The following is a 15761-nucleotide window of genomic DNA, read 5'->3' as shown; positions in this document are numbered from 1 at the left end:
TCCGTCCCCACCAGCACAGCCCCCGGCGCCCCGCGCCACTTGCGAAGGAGCAACCCATGTCCGCAGCGCACAGCACCGGCACCAGCGCCGGCAACGGCGCCGACCTGATCGGCGTCGACCTCGTCGGCCTCGACGAGGACCTCGGTGCCACCTCGGCCGACGTCATCCGCGTCCTGGCCGACCGCATCGCCGCGACCGGTCGAGCCGCCTCCGGTGACACCCTCGCCGCCGACGCGATCAAGCGCGAGGCGAGCGTCGGCACCGGCGTCCCGGGCGGCATCGCCATCCCGCACGCCCGGTCCACGTCGGTCACCACGCCGACGCTCGCGTTCACACGCCTGGCCCGGAAGGTGCCGTTCGGCGCCCCGGACGGCGACGCCGACGTCGTGTTCATGATCGCGGTGCCGGACGGGGCCGACAAGGACCACCTCACCGTCCTCTCCACCCTCGCCCGTGCGCTGATCCGCGACGACTTCACGGCCGCCCTCCGCGCCGCGGCGAGCCCGCAGGAGATCGTCGACCTGGTCGACCGCGAGGTCAGCGGCGAGGTCGCCGCAGCCGGCGTCGGGACCGGGGGACGAGCCTCCAGCCCGTCGACCACGGCCGCTGCCGGTTCCGACACCCACGTCGTGGACAGCGACACCTCGGCCGCCGGCGGCCGCCGCAAGGTCATCGTCGGTGTCACCGCCTGCCCGACCGGCATCGCGCACACCTACATGGCCGCCGACGCCCTCGTCGCCGCTGCCCAGCGCGCGGGTGCCGAGATGCACGTCGAGACGCAGGGGTCCTCCCAGGTGGAGCCCCTCGACCCGGCGCTCATCGCCCGCGCCGACGCCGTCGTGTTCGCGGTCGACGTCGACGTCCGCGACCGCAGCCGGTTCGCCGGCAAGCCCCTCGTCTCCGGACCCGTCAAGCGTGGCGTGGACGAGCCCGACGCGATGATCGCCGAGGCCCTCCGCGCCGCCGACGACCCGAAGGCCGCGCGGGTCTCCGGCTCTGCCGCCGAGGCCGGCACGAGCACCGCCAAGGACGAGCACTTCGGGCAGTCCCTCAAGCGCTGGCTGCTGACCGGCGTCTCCTACATGATCCCGTTCGTCGCGGGCGGCGGGCTGCTCATCGCGCTCGGCTTCCTGCTGTCGGGCTACGGCATCGCGCTCACGCACGGCAGCGACGGCGTCAACAACGCCGTCTGGGCGCTGCAGCACTACACCCTGGTCGACCTGCCGCCGCAGGGGCTCGGGTACTACCTCGGCGCCGCCGCGTTCGAGATCGGCTCCGTGTCGCTCGGGTTCCTCGTCGCCGCCCTCGCCGGGTACATCGCCTACGCGATCGCCGACCGTCCGGGCATCGCGCCGGGCTTCGTCGCCGGGTCGATCGCCGTGTTCATGAACGCCGGGTTCCTCGGTGGCCTGGTCGGCGGCCTCATCGCCGGTGCCGCCGCCTACTGGATCGGACGGATCCCGACCTGGCGCTGGCTGCGCGGCCTGATGCCGGTCGTGATCATCCCGCTGTTCGCGTCGATCATCGCTTCCGGCCTGATGCTGCTCGTGCTCGGCGGTCCGATCGCCTGGGTCATGACCGAGCTCACCGCCTGGCTCAACTCGCTGTCCGGGGCCTCGGCCGTCCTGCTCGGCATCATCCTCGGCCTGATGATGGCGTTCGACCTCGGTGGCCCGGTCAACAAGGTGGCCTACGCGTTCGCCGTCGCCGGCCTGGGTGCCGGCAGCGCCACCAACGTCGTGCCGTTCGAGATCATGGCCGCCGTGATGGCCGCCGGCATGGTCCCGCCGCTCGCCCTGGCCCTCGCCTCGACCGTCCTGTACCGCAACGGCTTCACCAAGCCCGAGCGCGAGAACGGCAAGGCCGCGTGGCTGCTCGGCGCCTCGTTCATCTCCGAGGGTGCGATCCCGTTCGCCGCCGCCGACCCGCTGCGGGTCATCCCGGCGTCGATGGTCGGCGCCGCGGTGACGGGAGCGATCTCGATGGCCGCCGGGGTCACCTCGCGGGCACCGCACGGTGGGATCTTCGTCTTCTTCGCGATCGGCGGCATCGGGATGTTCATCCTGGCGATCGTCACCGGGACGATCGTCTCCGCCCTGGTCCTCGTGGCGCTGAAGAAGTGGGTGCGTCGGGCTCCGGCCGCGACGGACGCGGGCGCCGCGCAGGCGGCCTCGGCCGGCGAGACGGTCGGGCAGCGCGCGCCGGTCGCGGTGTAGCCGCACCACGTGACGGACGGGAGGCGCAGGAATGGGGGTACCGCGCCTCTCGTCCGTCTCGACACGCCCGGGGGCTGACGCCGAGCGGTCACGAAGCGTCGTTCTGGAGGCGTGGGACCGACAGTTCGTGACCACTCGGCGGAGGTGAGCGGGGTGCCGTGACCGGTCGGGGTCACGCGGCGGGCCCGGCGGCGGGCGGCCGACCCGGCGCGACTACCCGGCGATGTTGGCCGTCACCGCGTCGATGTAGGCGGCGCGCTCCTCACGGGAACTCGGGCGACCCGGCACGCTCGGACGCTCCTCCCACGGCAGCGGCCCGGACTCGTGGCGGTACTCGATGCCGAGCGCGTCGAGCCGCGCCAGGTGCTCGGTCAGGCGCTCCCGGAAGTCCGCGACGTCGCGCGGGCCGGCGACGTCCGCCGACCAGAGCGCCTCGGACAGGGCGACCACGCGCGGGAACAGCTGGTAGTCGAGCCGCCGGACGGTGTCCACGTGCTCGGTCCACATGTTCGCCTGCCCACCGACCACGTGCGCCCGCTCGGACTCGGTCAGGGACTCGGGCACCGGGTCGAACGCGTAGACGTCGTCGACGGTGAGCACGATCGACACCGGGATCGGCTCGTTCGGCAGGTCGCTCTGCCGGTAGTCGAGGTACACCTGGTCGTCCGGTGTCGAGATGACGTCGTGTCCCCGACGGGCCGCCGTGACCGCTCCGCGCATGCCACGCCAGGACACCACGGTCGCGGACTGGGAGAGCGTGCCGCCCTCGAGGATCTCGTCCCACCCGAACGCCCGGCGTCCGTGCGACTCGATGTGGGCCGCGAGCTGGCCGACGATCCAGGCCTGCAGCTGCTCCTCGTCCTCGAGCCCGAGCTGCCGGATGCGCTCCTGCGTGCGCGGGTCGTCCTCCCACTGGTCCTTCGGGCACTCGTCGCCGCCGAGACCGATGTACGCCGAGGGGAACAGCGCGATGACCTCGTCGAGCACGTCCTTGAAGAACTGCACCGTGCTGTCGTCGGCGTTGAGGACGTCGTGCGCCACACCCCACTCCGTCCAGACCTCGACCCGACGCTCCGGGTGCACGCCGAGCTCCGGGTAGGCAGCGAGGGCGGCCCGGACGTGCCCGGGCGTCTCGATCTCCGGCACGACGGTCACGAAGCGGTCCTCGGCGTAGGCGACGATCTCGCGGATGTCGTCCTGCGTGTAGAAGCCACCGTGCGGGCGGCCGTCGTACCCGGCGACCTGCAGCACCCCGTCGGCGTCGGGGACGTGGGCGCCGACCTGGGACTCGCGGCGCCAGGAGCCGACCTCGGTCAGGCGCGGGTACTTCGTGATCTCGATGCGCCAGCCCTGGTCTTCGGTGAGGTGGAAGTGCAGGCGGTTGATCCGGTGTGCCGCGAGCTGGTCGACGACCCGCAGGACCTCGGCCTTGGTCCGGAAGTGCCGGGCGACGTCGAGCATCACGCCGCGCCAGGCGAACGCGGGGGCGTCCTCGACGACCGTCGCCGGCAAAGTCCACGCCGCCGTGCGCACCTGCCCGCGGCGGTACACGTCGGCGGGCAGCAGCTGCAGCAGGGCCTGGACACCGTAGAACACACCGGCCGGGCCGCCGCCCTCGACGGAGACCCCGTCCGGCGTGACGGTCAGGCGGAAGGACTCGTCGCGGCTGTCACCCGGCCCGGCGGGCAGGTCCTCGGGCGCAGTGGCGATCGTCAGCGCGATCACGGGGGCGTCGGAGTCGCCCGCGCCGAACAGCGGCAACCGCGTGGAGGCTCGGAGCACCTGCTGCAGGTACTGTGCGGTCGACTCGGTGGCGGGCTCGGCGCGGACGCGCGTGCGCTCGTCGATGGTGAAGGTGCCGGACGAGTCGTTCCGGGATCGCGGTCGGGGGATCAGCATGTCGGTTCACCATTCCTCAACGGTCTTTCGTAATGTGGAGATTATGGCGACGCACTCGAGCATGTCAACGATCGGCAGCTCCCCGGCCCTGCTCCGCAGGATGAACTCCCGCGCGGTCCTGGCCGAGCTGTTCCGGGCCGGACCCGACGTCGGGGACCCGGGGCGGGCCTCCCGGACGGTCACCGAACTCGTCGCCGCCGTCGGGCTGACGCGCCCCACGGTCGAGGCCGCGCTGACCGACCTGGTCGCCGAGGGCTGGGTCGAGGAACTCAAGGCCGTCGCCACCCCGAACCGCGCCGGACGCCGCGCCCGCCGGTTCCGCATCGACGCGCGATCCGGACTGGTGCTCGGCATCGACCTCGGCCTGCACGCCGTGGTCGGCGTCCTCGCCGACCTGCACGGTGACCCGGTCGCCCGCACCGAGCAGTTCGCCCCCACGCTGGCCCCGGTCGAGCAGGCCGTGGACGCCGTCCGCGAGGTCGTCGACCGCCTGGTCGGCACCCTGCCGCCCGGACGACTGCTCGCCGTCACCGTCTGCGTCCCCGCGATCATCGACCGCGCCGGCCGCATCGTGCACTCCGTCGCCGCGCCCGAGTGGCAGAGCGGCGGCATCACCGACCGCATCGCCGCGCTCGTCCCCGACGCGGTCACCGTCTTCGAGAACGACGCGAAGGCCGCCGCCCGCGCCGAGGCCGCCTGGGGGCGCCTGCACGGCGTCCGAGACGGCCTGCTCCTGGTGATGGGGCGACAGATCGGTGCGGCCCTGGTGGTCGGCGGCACGGTCGCGCAGGGCGCCCACGGCGCCGCCGGTGAGGTCGGTGGGATCGCCGCGACCGGGTGGCCGGCTGCGGCACGCGCCCTGGAGGCCCGGACCGGCTCCGGCGCAGACCTCCCGTCCGCCGCCGGTGACGGCCGTGCCGCCGTGCGGGCGCTCGCCGCGGACGTCGCCCCCGGGGTCGCGCAGCTCGTCGCCGCGGTGGACCCCGAGGTCGTGGTCGTCGGCGGCGAGGTGCTGCCCGACGGCGAGGAGTTCTGCACCGCCCTGGCCGGTGAACTCGAGCGGACGCCGGGTCTCGGGCTGCCAGGCGCCGCCGGGGTGTCGGTCGTGCCGTCGGGCCTCGGGCGGGACGCGGTGTCGCGCGGAGCGGTGGCGCGGTCCCTGGCGACGGCTCGGGCGGAGCGGCTCGGGCTCGGGGCGGAGCTGCGCACCGGCGTCGTCTGACGGTTGCGGGCGGGCGTGGGGCGCGTCCCGCAGCGCGCTCGCGCACCGGAGTCTGTCAGCCCGCTCAGGCAGGGTGGGCGGATGACGACTGCCGTGCCCTCGACCGTCGCCCACACCGGCGCCCTGACCGCATCCTCCGGCTCCGGGGGTGGACCGGACCCCGACATCGGTGGGCTGACCGGCCTGGTGCTGCAGGTCATCGACGCGATGGGGGAGTGGGGCGTCGCCCTGATGCTCTTCATCGAGACGGTGTTCCCGCCGATCCCGTCCGAGGTGATCCTGCCGCTCGCCGGGTTCCTCGGAGGTGCCGGCCGGATGGACCTGACGCTGGTGCTGGTGCTGGCGACCGCCGGCTCGTACCTCGGGGCGCTGGTGCTCTACTGGCTCGGCGCGGTGATCGGCTTCGACCGGACCGTCCGTTGGTTCGGCAAGCTGCCGCTGGTCGACGAGGACGACTTCCGGAAGGCCGCGTCCTGGTTCCACCGGCACGGCAAGAGCGCGGTGTTCTTCGGCCGCCTGGTGCCCGTCATCCGCAGCCTGATCTCGCTGCCCGCCGGCGCCGACCGGATGCACCTCGGCACGTTCACGCTCTTCACGGTGCTCGGCAGCGGCCTGTGGAACTCGGTCCTGGTGCTCGGCGGAGCGGCCCTCGGCACCCAGTACGAACGCATCGAGGCCTACACCGACTGGATCGACCGGGCCGTGTACGCGGCGGTCGTCGTCATCGTGGTGGCGTTCGTCGTCCGCCGGGTCCGACGAGGCCGGGCCGCAGCGCGGTCGACCGCGTCGGAGTAGCGGACCGACCGCGTCGCGGTAAGGAGCCCTACGCCTTCGTCAGCGCCGACTCCTTGTGGGCGGCCTGCTTGCCGGACTCCTCCGACTCGATGATCCAGTACGGGTCGTCCTCGGTCGGCTTGAAGGACTGCCCGTCGAACTCGAAGTCGGACGTCTTCTTCTCGACGAGCTTGCCCGTCGTCTTCCCCTGGGACGTGTTCCAGTGGACTTCGTCGCCCTTGCGCATCTCGGCCTCCTGCCTCGTCCGGACCGGCTGTCCGGAGCCCGGACGGTACCCGGGCACCCCCGGCAGTCGCCGACACCATCCCGGTTACGCACCGGGGACGCGAAGACGGGTCACATTCGCGTAACCCCGCCTCGGATCGGCAGGCCCGCGCGTACCGTGGCAGAGGAGTCAGACCGCGATCACCGACGCGGTCCCCGAACTCCCAGAGGATCGAACGACACCATGAGCATGGCCATCGGCAGCGCACGAGCGGACACCGTCCTGGCAGGACGCTACCGCCTCGTCAAGCTGATCGGCACGGGCGGCATGGGCTCCGTGTACGAGGCCCGTGACGAGCACACCTACCGCGCGGTCGCCGTGAAGATGTTCGCGACCCCCGAGCGGATGACCACGGCCGACCGGGTCCGCCAGGAGCGCGAGATCCGCCTGCTCAGCATGCTCTCGCACCCCGGCCTCATCCCGCTCTACGACGCCGGCACGCACGACTTCGAGGACGGCCCGCACCGCTACATCGTGATGGAGCTCATCGCCGACGCGACCCTGCTGCGTCGCCTGGTCGAGGGACCGCTGCACAACTACGAGGTCGCCGACCTCGGCGCACAGCTCGCCGACGCCCTGGCCTACGTGCACTCCCGCGGGATCGTGCACCGCGACGTCAAGCCCGCGAACATCCTGCTGAGCGACGAGGGCGCCTCCGGGTTCGTCCGGACCGTCAAGCTCACCGACTTCGGGGTCGCGCACTTCGTCGACGGCTCCCGGCTCACCAACGACGGCACGATCATCGGCACCGCCGCCTACCTGTCCCCGGAGCAGGTCGCCGGCGAACCGATCAGCTACGCCACCGACGTCTACTCGCTCGGCCTGGTGCTGCTCGAGGCGCTGACCGGCGACCAGGAGTACTCCGGCACCGTCATCGAGGCCGCCCTCGCCCGACTGCGTCGAGACCCGCACGTCCCCGACTCGGTGGCGTCCGAGTGGCGGGAGCTGCTCACCCTGATGACGTCCCGCGACCCGGCACGTCGGCCCACGGCCGTCGCCGTCGCGCGTGCCCTCCGCGGCGGGTCGACGCAGGTCACCGGACCGGTGCCGCTGGGTCCCGAACGGGAGGTCCGCCGCAGGGAGCACCGCATGCACCGGGCCGCCCATCGGCACGCCCGGCGCGGGACGTTCGACGTGGTGCGACGCTGGCGCCGACGGAACGTCCTGGCCGCGTCGGCCACCGCGCTCGCCGTCGCCGCGGCCTGCGTCGGCTGCTACGTCGTCGGCGCACTGCACTGACCAGGAACCTCGGGCTCGTCGGCTGCGATCGATCAGGCAGGATGGGTGCATGAGCGACCAGCGATGGATCAAGATCTGCGGCCTCTCCACCCCGGAGACGGTCGACGCCGCCGTCGAGGCCGGTGCGGACGCCGTCGGGTTCGTCTTCGCCGCCGGCAGCCCCCGCACCGTCACGGCAGACACCGCGAAGGAGCTCGTCGAGCGTCTGCCGGAGGGCATCGACGCCGTCGGGGTGTTCCGTGACCAGCCGATCGACGAGGTCGTGGGCATCGCCTCCGCCGTCGGGCTCACCACCGTCCAGCTGCACGGCCGCGAGTCCGCCGCTGACTTCGCCCGTGCCCGCGACGCCGGCTTCTTCACGATCCGCGCCCTGGCCGCCGCCGACTACCTGGCCGAGACCGCCGACCAGCGCGCCGCGTTCGACCACGACCTGCTGCTGCTCGACGCGGCCGTCCCCGGCAGCGGACACCTCGTCGACCCGGCGACCCTGACCGGCACCGTCGACGAGGCCTGGATCCTGGCCGGCGGCCTCACCCCGGAGAACGTCGCCGGGCTCGTGCAGCGACTCGACCCCGACGGTGTCGACGTCTCGAGCGGCGTCGAGTCGGAACGCGGCGTCAAGGACGTCCGCGCGATCCGGGCGTTCGTCGAGGCGGTCCGCAACATCCCCTGAGGCGGGCGGTCTCTGAGACGCGGGGCGGGCCTCCTGGCCGGGTCCCTGCTCGTCAGGCCGTGCGGAGCGCTCGTCAGGACTTGCGGAGCGTCGGGATGAGCTCGCGGAGGAACGCGTCGGTGTCCTCCCAGCCCTCGACCGCGTGCGTGGGCACGCCCAGGGCCTTGACCGGGTAGTCGTTGCCCTCCGGGTCCAGGCGGTCGCCGACGAACAGCATGTCCGACAGGGCGACACCGGTCAGCTCGGCGAGGCGCTGCATGCCGTACGCCTTGTCGATGCCCTTGCGGGTGATGTCGATGCTCGTGGAGCCGCCGGAGCGGACCTCGAGGTCGGGCAGCTCGGCCTGCACCAGGCGGCGCAGGTCGTCCTTCTTCGCACCGGTCGGGTCCCAGCGCTTCTTGACGTCCACCGGAGCCGACTGGCCGAGGGCCGAGAACGTGATCTGCGATCCGCGGTCCTCGAGGATCGCGCCCCAGGTCTCGGACTCCCAGTAGCCGGCGGCCTTCGCCTGCGCCTCGACCGCGGCGAGGGCACGGGCCTTCTCGTCCTCGGTGAGGTCCTCGGCGTACTGCAGGGTCCAGTCCAGTTCCCACGCGTAGTACCGGGTGCCGCACGTCGGCATGAGGTGCAGGTCGTCGAGGCGCAGCCCCGGTCGCTTCCGGAGCGGCGTGACGAGCTGCTGCTCGAACTGCTGGAAGTTCCCGCCGCTGATGACGGCGACGGGGACGACCTCGAGCAGGGCCGCGAAGGTCTCGAGCATCTGCGGATCGAGCGGGGACTTCGACGGGGCGAGCGTGTCGTCGAGATCGAAGGCGACGAGGCGAGGTGCAGGCATGCCCTCGATCATGCCAGGCGGCTACTCCTTGACGAGCACGACCTCGTCGAGGGGGATGCGGGTGCGCGGGGCGACCTCACGCTCGGCGGCCTTCTCGTCGAGGACCGACGGGTCGGCGACGGTGCCCACCGCGGTGACGGTGAACGGCACGAAGCGCTCGGGCAGGTCGAACGCGGCGGACAGGCCCGCGGCGTCGATGCCGGCCATCTGGTGCACGTGCAGGCCCTCGGCGTGCGCCTGGACGGTCAGCGCAGCGAGCGACTGGCCCAGGTCGTACTCGGCGAAGCGCAGCGGCTCGCCGTCCTCGTTCGTGGTCTCGAGGATCCCGACGACCAGCGCGCTGGCGCGGAACGCCCACGCGGCGTTGAAGCCGAGCAGGTTCTCGGTGACCTTGCGGAACGCGTCCGTGCCACGGCGGGCGGCGACGAAGCGGCGGGGCTGCAGGTTCATCGCGGACGGGGCCCAGCGGGCGGCCTCGAGGACGGCGTCGAGCTGCGCGTCCGTCATCGTCGCGGTCTCGTCGTAGGAGCGCGGGCTCCACCGTTCCTCGAGCAGGGGCACGAGGGGCTGGCTGGAGTCCGTGGAGCGGGAGAGCGTCGTCTGCGTGGTCATGGTTGCCGGAACAACCGCCTGCGCGCGGCTATTTCCGTCCGGGCCTGCGAAGATGGGCAGGATGAGTGGCGTCCTGATCGGCTTCGCGATCATCGCCGCCGTCATCGTCACGGGCTACGGCGTCGGTCGCGCCGGACTCCTCGGACCCCACGCGCAGTTCGTGCTGAGCCGGCTGGCGTTCTTCGTCCTCATGCCGTGCCTGCTGTTCCACACGATCGCCACGGCCGACGTCCGGACGCTGTTCTCGCCGATGCTCGCCGTCTCCGCGATCACCGCGCTGTCGGTCGCCGCCGGCACCGCCCTGGTGTTCGGACTCGTGCTCCGGCGTCCACTCACCACCACGACCGTCGGAGCGCTCGCCGCCTCGTACTCGAACGCGAACAACATCGGACTGCCCGTCGCCGTCTACGTGCTCGGGCAGGCGACCGCGGTGGTGCCGGTGATCATGCTGCAGCTCGTCGTGATGGCACCGATCGCCCTGACCGTCCTCGACGCGGCCACGGCCTCCGGTGGCGGGTGGCGACGCCGCGTGCTCGGGCCGGTGTCGAACCCGCTCATCATCGCGTCGCTGCTCGGGCTGCTCTGCTCGGTCACCGGCGTGCAGCTGCCGGATCCGGTCCTCGAACCCTTCGCCCTGGTGGGCGGCGCGGCGGTCCCCGTCGTGCTGCTCTCGTTCGGGATGAACCTGCACGGCGCCGCTCCGCTGCGGGACGCGGCCACCCGGGTCGACGTGCTGCTGGCGAGCGGGGTGAAGCTCCTGGTGATGCCGACCGTCGCGTTCCTGCTCGCCCGGTACGCGTTCGGGTTGGACGCCGAGCACGTGTTCGTCCTGACCGTCCTGGGCGGGCTGCCGGCGGCGCAGAACGTCTTCAACTACGCCCAGCGGTACGGCGCCGCGGTGCCGGTGGCGCGGGACGTGGTGCTGCTCACGACCGTCGGGTCGGTGCCGGTCCTGGTCGGGATCGCGGCGTTGCTGCACCCGTAGGGGCGTCCGGCGGGAGGCGCGTGGCGGGGCCGGGGCGCGCCTCCCGTCCGCCTGACGTGCCGTCGGGTGACGCGTCGTCGGGCGACGTGCCGTCGGGCGACCGCCGGCCGTCTGACGCGCCGTCGGGCGACTGCCGAGTGATCACGAAGTGTCGGTCTCGGCCGGCCGGAGCGACAGATCGTGACCGCTCGGCGGAGGTGCGCGGGGCGCCGGGGCGCCGGAAGCGGCGCGGAGCGGGCGGAGTCGACCGGGCGGAGTCGAGACGGCCGGCAGACGCGACGGGAGGCGCGCACCCGGCTGGTGCGCGCCTCCCGTCGCTCGTCGGTGCAGTCCAGTGCACCGCGGTCGCGTCGCGGTCAGCGTCCGCGCTCGGCACCCTCGATGCTGACGGCGGCGCCGTAGTCGAGGTCGAAGGACCGGTCCGGACCGACCGCGATGCCGTCGAGGAGCTGCTCGACCGTCACGGTGTGCACGCCCCCGGCGTTCGGGGCGGGCACGTCGACCGTGAACGCGCCACCCGCTGCCTCGTCGCCCGCGATGACCGGGGTCCCGACCGGGGCACCGTCGCGGAGGAGCTGGACGGTCGCGCCGGGGACGGCCGTGCCGGTGACCTGCGCGGGCCGGGTCACGTCGTCGTCGAAGTGGTCGGCCACGTCGGCGAGGTCCGTCGCGTCGAGCTGGACGGTGCGCTCCTCCTGGCCGACGATCGAGCTGCCGACGAGCTGTTCGATGACGAGCGTCTGCTCCACACCGACCGGCAGGTGGCGCAGCGTGGTCGTCCACGTCGAGTCGTCACCCGCGGCACGGGTGGCGACGGACTCGATCGGTGCGCCGTTGATCGTCACGGTCGCTCCGGGGATCTTCGTGCCGGACAGCGTGATGCTCCGGTCGGCGACGTCCGCCACGGGGTCCTCGACGGACCACGAGTCGGAGTAGTCGTCCTCGGCGGCGAGCTGGGCCGCGTCGTCCGACGAGCCGACCACGACACGACCGTCGTCGCCGAGTGCGAGGTACCAGTCGCGGTTCGACCGCGACTGCAGGACGGTGCCGCCGGTCCGCTCGACGGCGGTGAACTGCTGGACCCGGTCGCTGGTGCGGCAGGTCGAGAGGATGACCCGTCCGTCCAACGCCGCGCTGCTGGCCGGCTGGACGCAGCGGTTGCCGTTCACGACGACCTGCGCGGTCGTGCCGGTCTTCGGGACCGCCCACGAGAGCGTCTTGGCGGTGGCCTCGTCGGTCGGCTTCGAGTCCCACGTGATCTCCTGCAGGAGGCCCTCGCCGGAGCGGACCGGCTCGAGCGCGACCGCTTCGCCGGCCGTGGCGCTCGTGAAGAGGGCGCGGCCACCGCGGAGGTCCTTGTCCTCGATGATCGGCCAGGCCAGCGTGGGGTCGGTCGGCCCGACCGGGGCCGCGCCCGCCTGCTGCGGCGTCACGACGATCTCGTCGTTGCCGACCGCGATGGTCACCGTGGCGATGGAGAACTCGCCGGCGAACGAGACCCCGAAGAGGCCGTCCGGACGTGCCGTCGTGCGGTACTCCTTGTCGTACACGTCGACGACGCGGATCCGTGCACCCGGGTAGGTGGTTCCGATCACGGTCTGGCGGCGGTTGCCCGCGCTGCCCTTCTGCCAGATCTTCAGGTCCTCCGGTTCGGCGAGGGCCTTGCGGACGGTGGCCAGCGCGGGGCTGGTCTGGCGGTCGTCGTCGGTCACCACGAAGGCGTCGATGTCCCACCGCCCGTCCTCGACGGTGAACTCGACGTCGGCGGTGCCCGCGGTGACGGCGGTCGTGGCGACCACCTCGTCGTCGTCGGCGTTCCACGGGTCGTTGCGGTCGACGACGGTGAGGGTGCCGGCGGCGCTGGACTCGATCGTGGCGGTCACGTCGTTGCGGTCGACGTCGAAGCGGGGCCGGTCGCCGGAGGTGCTCTCGGGCGCTGCACCGTCGACGGCGGTGATGGTGGTGCTGCTGCCCGGGATGACCGGGAGCTGGGGGATGGTGGCGCTGGTCTGCGCGCCGGTGGGGTCGGCGGTGGCGGTCTCCGGCGCCGTGGCGGTCCCGGCGCACAGGGCGGCGGTCAGCACGGCGGTGCCGAGGAGGAACGGGCGGTACTTCACGGAAGGCCTTTCGAGGTGAGGGGGAGTGGTGTCGGCCGTGGGGTCAGGACGCGGTGGGAGCGTCGACGGTGACACCGGCGCCGTAGTCGATCGCCACCGTGGTCGGCGTCCCGACCGCGGCGCCGTCGAGGACCTGCACGACCGCGAACTCGTGCGGACCGGCCTCGTTCGGAGCCGGCACGTCGAGCGCGAAGGACCCGGCGTCGTCACCGTCGGCCGCGGCAGTCGTCGTCGCGCCCTCGACGGGGATCCCGCCGTCGAGCAGCTGGATCGTCGCTCCGGGTTCGGCGTCGCCGGTGATCTGGGCCGGGAGGGTGACGTCGTCGCGGAACGCGCTGGTCACGCCCGAGAGGTCTCCGGCGTCGATGCGGACGGTCTGCTCGCTCTGGGCGACGACGACGCCGTCGATGAGCTGCTGGACCTCGAACGTGCGGGCCTGTCCGATCGGCAGGTCGTGCAGCGTCGTGCTCCAGGAACCGCCCGCGGCGATCGCACGCGCGTCCTTCGCCGACCGGGCGCCGGTGCCGTTGTCGACGGGGGTGCCGTCGACCGTGACGACGGCACCGGGGATCGCTGTGCCGGACAGCCGGACCGAGCGGTCCGCCACGGACGGGGCGGGCTCGTCGACCGACCACGAGGACTCGTACTGGTCGACGTAGGCGAGCACCGCCGCGTCGGCCTCGTCACCGAGGACGATCATGCCGTCGGCGCCGAGGGTCAGGTAGCGGGACTCGTCCGATGCCAGGCGCAGCAGCGTGTCGCCGTCGCGCAGGACCGCGGTGAAGGTCTGGCTCGGGTCGCCGTCCTCGGCACGGATGCAGGCCGCGGAACGGAGCGAACCGTCGTCTCCGGCGGTGACGCAGGTGTTGCCTTCGAGGATGATCGGTCCGGACACGTCGACGTTCGGGATCGACCACCCCACGGCGTTGTTGCCCGCGATGTCCTCCGGGCCGAGACGCCACTGCAGCCCTGCGCTGGACGCAGTGGTGAGGTACGCGCTCTCACGCCCCTCCTCGCCACCGACGAAGAGACCGAACAGGGAGCGGAGGTCCCCGAGGTCCACGATCGGCCAGACCAGGGACGGGTCACCCTCGCCCGGCTCGACCTGTTCGAACGGGACGACCTGGGCGCCGTTGGTGAGCTGGTTGTGCTCGACGACGACCTCGGTGCGCGCGGTCGACCCGAAGTAGCTGATGCCGAAACGACCGTCCTCCCGCGAGCGGGTGGAGTACCGCTCGCCGTCGTCGGTCACGATCTCGACGCGTTCGTTCGCGTAGGTCGAGCCGGTGACCGTGATCCGCTGGTCCGAGCTGCCCGCCACGTCCGAGTAGGTGCCGGCGAGGTCCTGGACGTCCTGGCCCCCGACGGCGAGCGTGAACTGCTCGGGTCGGGTGCGCTGCCCGTCCGCCGTGACGACGTACATCGAGTAGTCCCAGTTGCTGTCCGGCACCGCGAACGAGACGTCGCTCGTGCCGGCCTCGACCGGGGTCTCGAGGACGACGGCGTCGTCGGTCGGGTCGTACGGGTCACCGTGTTCGACGACCGTCAGGGTGCCGTCGTGGCTGGAACGCAGCGAGAGGTCGATCGGGACGTCGTTGTCGATGTCGTCGTCGTCGTCCGGGACGACCCAGAGCGGCAGGTCCTGCCCGTAGTCGGTCTCCCACTCGCCGTTGACGGTGAGGAGCAGGGTCGAGGAGCCGGGGAGGTCCGGGTACTCGGGGATGATCTCGCGCTGCGCTCGGGAGTCGTGCGCCGCGGTGGTCGTCGTCGCCTTCGTCGCGGTGGCGTCGGCGGGGGCGGCGTCGGCGGTGCCGGCCAGCGCGAGTCCGGAGGCGATGGTCGCGACGAGGGCGGTGGCGCCCGCGAGGGTGGGTCGGTTGTGCACTGTGGTCCTTCCCGAACAGCTGGGGTGCTGGTCGTCAGGATCACTACTCTCTCATGTCAAATGTAAAATACATCGACGGTGAGGGAATCGACGCCGATCAGAAGATCATCGGGCGGTCGTCGTCGAGCACCGTGTCGAGGTCCAGGTCGACCGACACCGGCACGTGGTCGCTGGGGGCGTCGCCCTTGCGCTCGTCACGGTGGATCGTGGCCGCCACGGTGACGTCCGCGAACGCCTGCGAACCCATCACGAAGTCGATGCGCATGCCCTCGTTGCGGGGGAAGCGCAGCTGCTTGTAGTCCCAGTACGTGTACCCGGTCGGCACGAGGGGGCGGACGACGTCCTGCAGCCCGCGCTCCTCGAACGCCCGGAACGCCGCGCGCTCGGGTTCGCTGACGTGCGTGGAGCCCTCGAAGACCCGGACGTCCCAGACGTCGTCGTCGAAGGGAGCCACGTTCCAGTCGCCCATCAGTGCGAGGGGCAGGTCGGGCTCGGCCTGCAACCACTCCGTCGTCCGGTCGGCCAACTGCGCCAGCCAGTCGAGCTTGTACGTGTAGTGCGGGTCACCGAGCTCGCGGCCGTTCGGGACGTAGAGGCTCCACAGCCGGACACCCTCGACCGTGACGCCGATGGCTCGGGCCTCGACCGGCAGGTCCGGACCCTCCTGCCCCTTGAGGAAGCCGGGCTGGCCGGGGAAGTCCCGGGTGACGTCCGCCATCGGCAGGCGGCTGGCGAACGCGACGCCGTTCCACTGGTTCAGGCCGTGCGCCTCGACCGTGTAGCCGGCGGCCTCGAACGCCTCGACCGGGAACTGCTCGGGCTTGCACTTGATCTCCTGCATGCCGAGGACGTCGACGTCCTCACGCACCAACCAGTCGACGACCCGGCCGACTCGGGTGCGGACGGAGTTGACGTTCCAGGTCGCGACGCGCATGGGATCGAACCTACCGGGAGCGGCCGACCGCCCGCCCCGACAGCAGCGGGGCACCCACCCGGGAGGCCCGCCCCCTGTCCGCGG

Annotated in this window: 13 protein-coding genes; 6 read left to right on the top strand and 7 right to left on the bottom strand. The window is 72.4% G+C overall.

All coding sequences use genetic code 11. From position 1 onward, the window contains the following. Positions 1 to 56: 56 nt before the first annotated feature. Positions 57 to 2216 carry a fructose-specific PTS transporter subunit EIIC gene (locus QL987_RS03920; RefSeq protein WP_290156366.1) on the top strand — a complete coding sequence of 720 codons (2160 nt, stop codon included), beginning with the start codon at positions 57 to 59 and terminating at the stop codon, positions 2214 to 2216. A 213-nt stretch (positions 2217 to 2429) separates the two neighbouring features. On the opposite strand, the gene QL987_RS03915 is transcribed toward QL987_RS03920, so the two are convergent. Next, the gene (locus QL987_RS03915; RefSeq protein ID WP_290156365.1) at positions 2430 to 4115 is read right to left on the bottom strand and encodes a beta-N-acetylhexosaminidase; all 1686 of its coding nucleotides are present in this window, start codon (positions 4113 to 4115) and stop codon (positions 2430 to 2432) included. Positions 4116 to 4176: 61 nt separating this feature from the next. Between QL987_RS03915 and QL987_RS03910 the strand changes: the two genes are divergently transcribed. Beyond that, a complete protein-coding gene (locus QL987_RS03910) occupies positions 4177 to 5337 on the top strand; it encodes an ROK family protein (protein ID WP_253466933.1) in 1161 nt (386 codons plus the stop codon). Between the two features lie 81 nt (positions 5338 to 5418). Beyond that, positions 5419 to 6132 carry a DedA family protein gene (locus tag QL987_RS03905; RefSeq protein WP_290156363.1) on the top strand — a complete coding sequence of 238 codons (714 nt, stop codon included), beginning with the start codon at positions 5419 to 5421 and terminating at the stop codon, positions 6130 to 6132. 28 nt (positions 6133 to 6160) lie between these two features. Here the strand turns inward: QL987_RS03905 and QL987_RS03900 are convergent, their stop codons facing one another. Next, complete coding sequence (locus tag QL987_RS03900) at positions 6161 to 6358, bottom strand: DUF2945 domain-containing protein (protein ID WP_290156361.1); 198 nt, start codon at positions 6356 to 6358, stop codon at positions 6161 to 6163. 222 nt (positions 6359 to 6580) lie between these two features. On the opposite strand from QL987_RS03900, the gene QL987_RS03895 reads away from it, so the two are divergent. Beyond that, positions 6581 to 7636, top strand: a complete 1056-nt coding sequence (locus QL987_RS03895) for a serine/threonine-protein kinase (RefSeq protein ID WP_290156359.1) — start codon at positions 6581 to 6583, stop codon at positions 7634 to 7636. A 49-nt stretch (positions 7637 to 7685) separates the two neighbouring features. Continuing rightward, complete coding sequence (locus QL987_RS03890) at positions 7686 to 8309, top strand: phosphoribosylanthranilate isomerase (protein WP_111075893.1); 624 nt, start codon at positions 7686 to 7688, stop codon at positions 8307 to 8309. Between the two features lie 73 nt (positions 8310 to 8382). Here the strand turns inward: QL987_RS03890 and QL987_RS03885 are convergent, their stop codons facing one another. Further along, a complete protein-coding gene (locus QL987_RS03885; protein ID WP_290156357.1) occupies positions 8383 to 9144 on the bottom strand; it encodes an HAD-IIB family hydrolase in 762 nt (253 codons plus the stop codon). A 21-nt stretch (positions 9145 to 9165) separates the two neighbouring features. Further along, entirely contained in the window at positions 9166 to 9756 is a 591-nt protein-coding gene (locus QL987_RS03880; RefSeq protein WP_111075894.1) for a nitroreductase family protein, read from the bottom strand. Between the two features lie 61 nt (positions 9757 to 9817). Here QL987_RS03880 and QL987_RS03875 point away from each other — a divergent pair, with 61 nt between their 5' ends. Then, positions 9818 to 10741, top strand: coding sequence for an AEC family transporter (locus tag QL987_RS03875; protein ID WP_111075895.1), 924 nt, complete (start codon positions 9818 to 9820; stop codon positions 10739 to 10741). Between the two features lie 356 nt (positions 10742 to 11097). Here the strand turns inward: QL987_RS03875 and QL987_RS03870 are convergent, their stop codons facing one another. The 3 genes from QL987_RS03870 to QL987_RS03860 form a co-directional block, all read right to left on the bottom strand. Further along, positions 11098 to 12858 carry a hypothetical protein gene (locus QL987_RS03870; protein WP_290156354.1) on the bottom strand — a complete coding sequence of 587 codons (1761 nt, stop codon included), beginning with the start codon at positions 12856 to 12858 and terminating at the stop codon, positions 11098 to 11100. Positions 12859 to 12901: 43 nt separating this feature from the next. After that, entirely contained in the window at positions 12902 to 14743 is a 1842-nt protein-coding gene (locus tag QL987_RS03865; RefSeq protein ID WP_290156353.1) for a hypothetical protein, read from the bottom strand. A 97-nt stretch (positions 14744 to 14840) separates the two neighbouring features. Beyond that, positions 14841 to 15677, bottom strand: a complete 837-nt coding sequence (locus tag QL987_RS03860; RefSeq protein ID WP_111075898.1) for an exodeoxyribonuclease III — start codon at positions 15675 to 15677, stop codon at positions 14841 to 14843. Positions 15678 to 15761 lie beyond the last annotated feature (84 nt).

This window comes from Curtobacterium sp. APC 4022, from assembly GCF_030407555.1.
Classification (GTDB): Bacteria; Actinomycetota; Actinomycetes; order Actinomycetales; family Microbacteriaceae; genus Curtobacterium.
The sequence above is the reverse complement of the archived record's forward strand: the minus strand, read 5'-3'. Positions and strand labels throughout refer to the sequence as shown.

Coding starts and splice junctions, on each gene's coding strand:
- QL987_RS03905 (WP_290156363.1), top strand. CDS start 5,419: ATGACGACTGCCGTGCCCTCGACCGTCGCCCACACCGGCGCCCTGACC.
- QL987_RS03860 (WP_111075898.1), bottom strand. CDS start 15,677: ATGCGCGTCGCGACCTGGAACGTCAACTCCGTCCGCACCCGAGTCGGC.
- QL987_RS03880 (WP_111075894.1), bottom strand. CDS start 9,756: ATGACCACGCAGACGACGCTCTCCCGCTCCACGGACTCCAGCCAGCCC.
- QL987_RS03910 (WP_253466933.1), top strand. CDS start 4,177: ATGTCAACGATCGGCAGCTCCCCGGCCCTGCTCCGCAGGATGAACTCC.
- QL987_RS03920 (WP_290156366.1), top strand. CDS start 57: ATGTCCGCAGCGCACAGCACCGGCACCAGCGCCGGCAACGGCGCCGAC.
- QL987_RS03915 (WP_290156365.1), bottom strand. CDS start 4,115: ATGCTGATCCCCCGACCGCGATCCCGGAACGACTCGTCCGGCACCTTC.
- QL987_RS03885 (WP_290156357.1), bottom strand. CDS start 9,144: ATGCCTGCACCTCGCCTCGTCGCCTTCGATCTCGACGACACGCTCGCC.
- QL987_RS03895 (WP_290156359.1), top strand. CDS start 6,581: ATGAGCATGGCCATCGGCAGCGCACGAGCGGACACCGTCCTGGCAGGA.
- QL987_RS03875 (WP_111075895.1), top strand. CDS start 9,818: ATGAGTGGCGTCCTGATCGGCTTCGCGATCATCGCCGCCGTCATCGTC.
- QL987_RS03890 (WP_111075893.1), top strand. CDS start 7,686: ATGAGCGACCAGCGATGGATCAAGATCTGCGGCCTCTCCACCCCGGAG.
- QL987_RS03900 (WP_290156361.1), bottom strand. CDS start 6,358: ATGCGCAAGGGCGACGAAGTCCACTGGAACACGTCCCAGGGGAAGACG.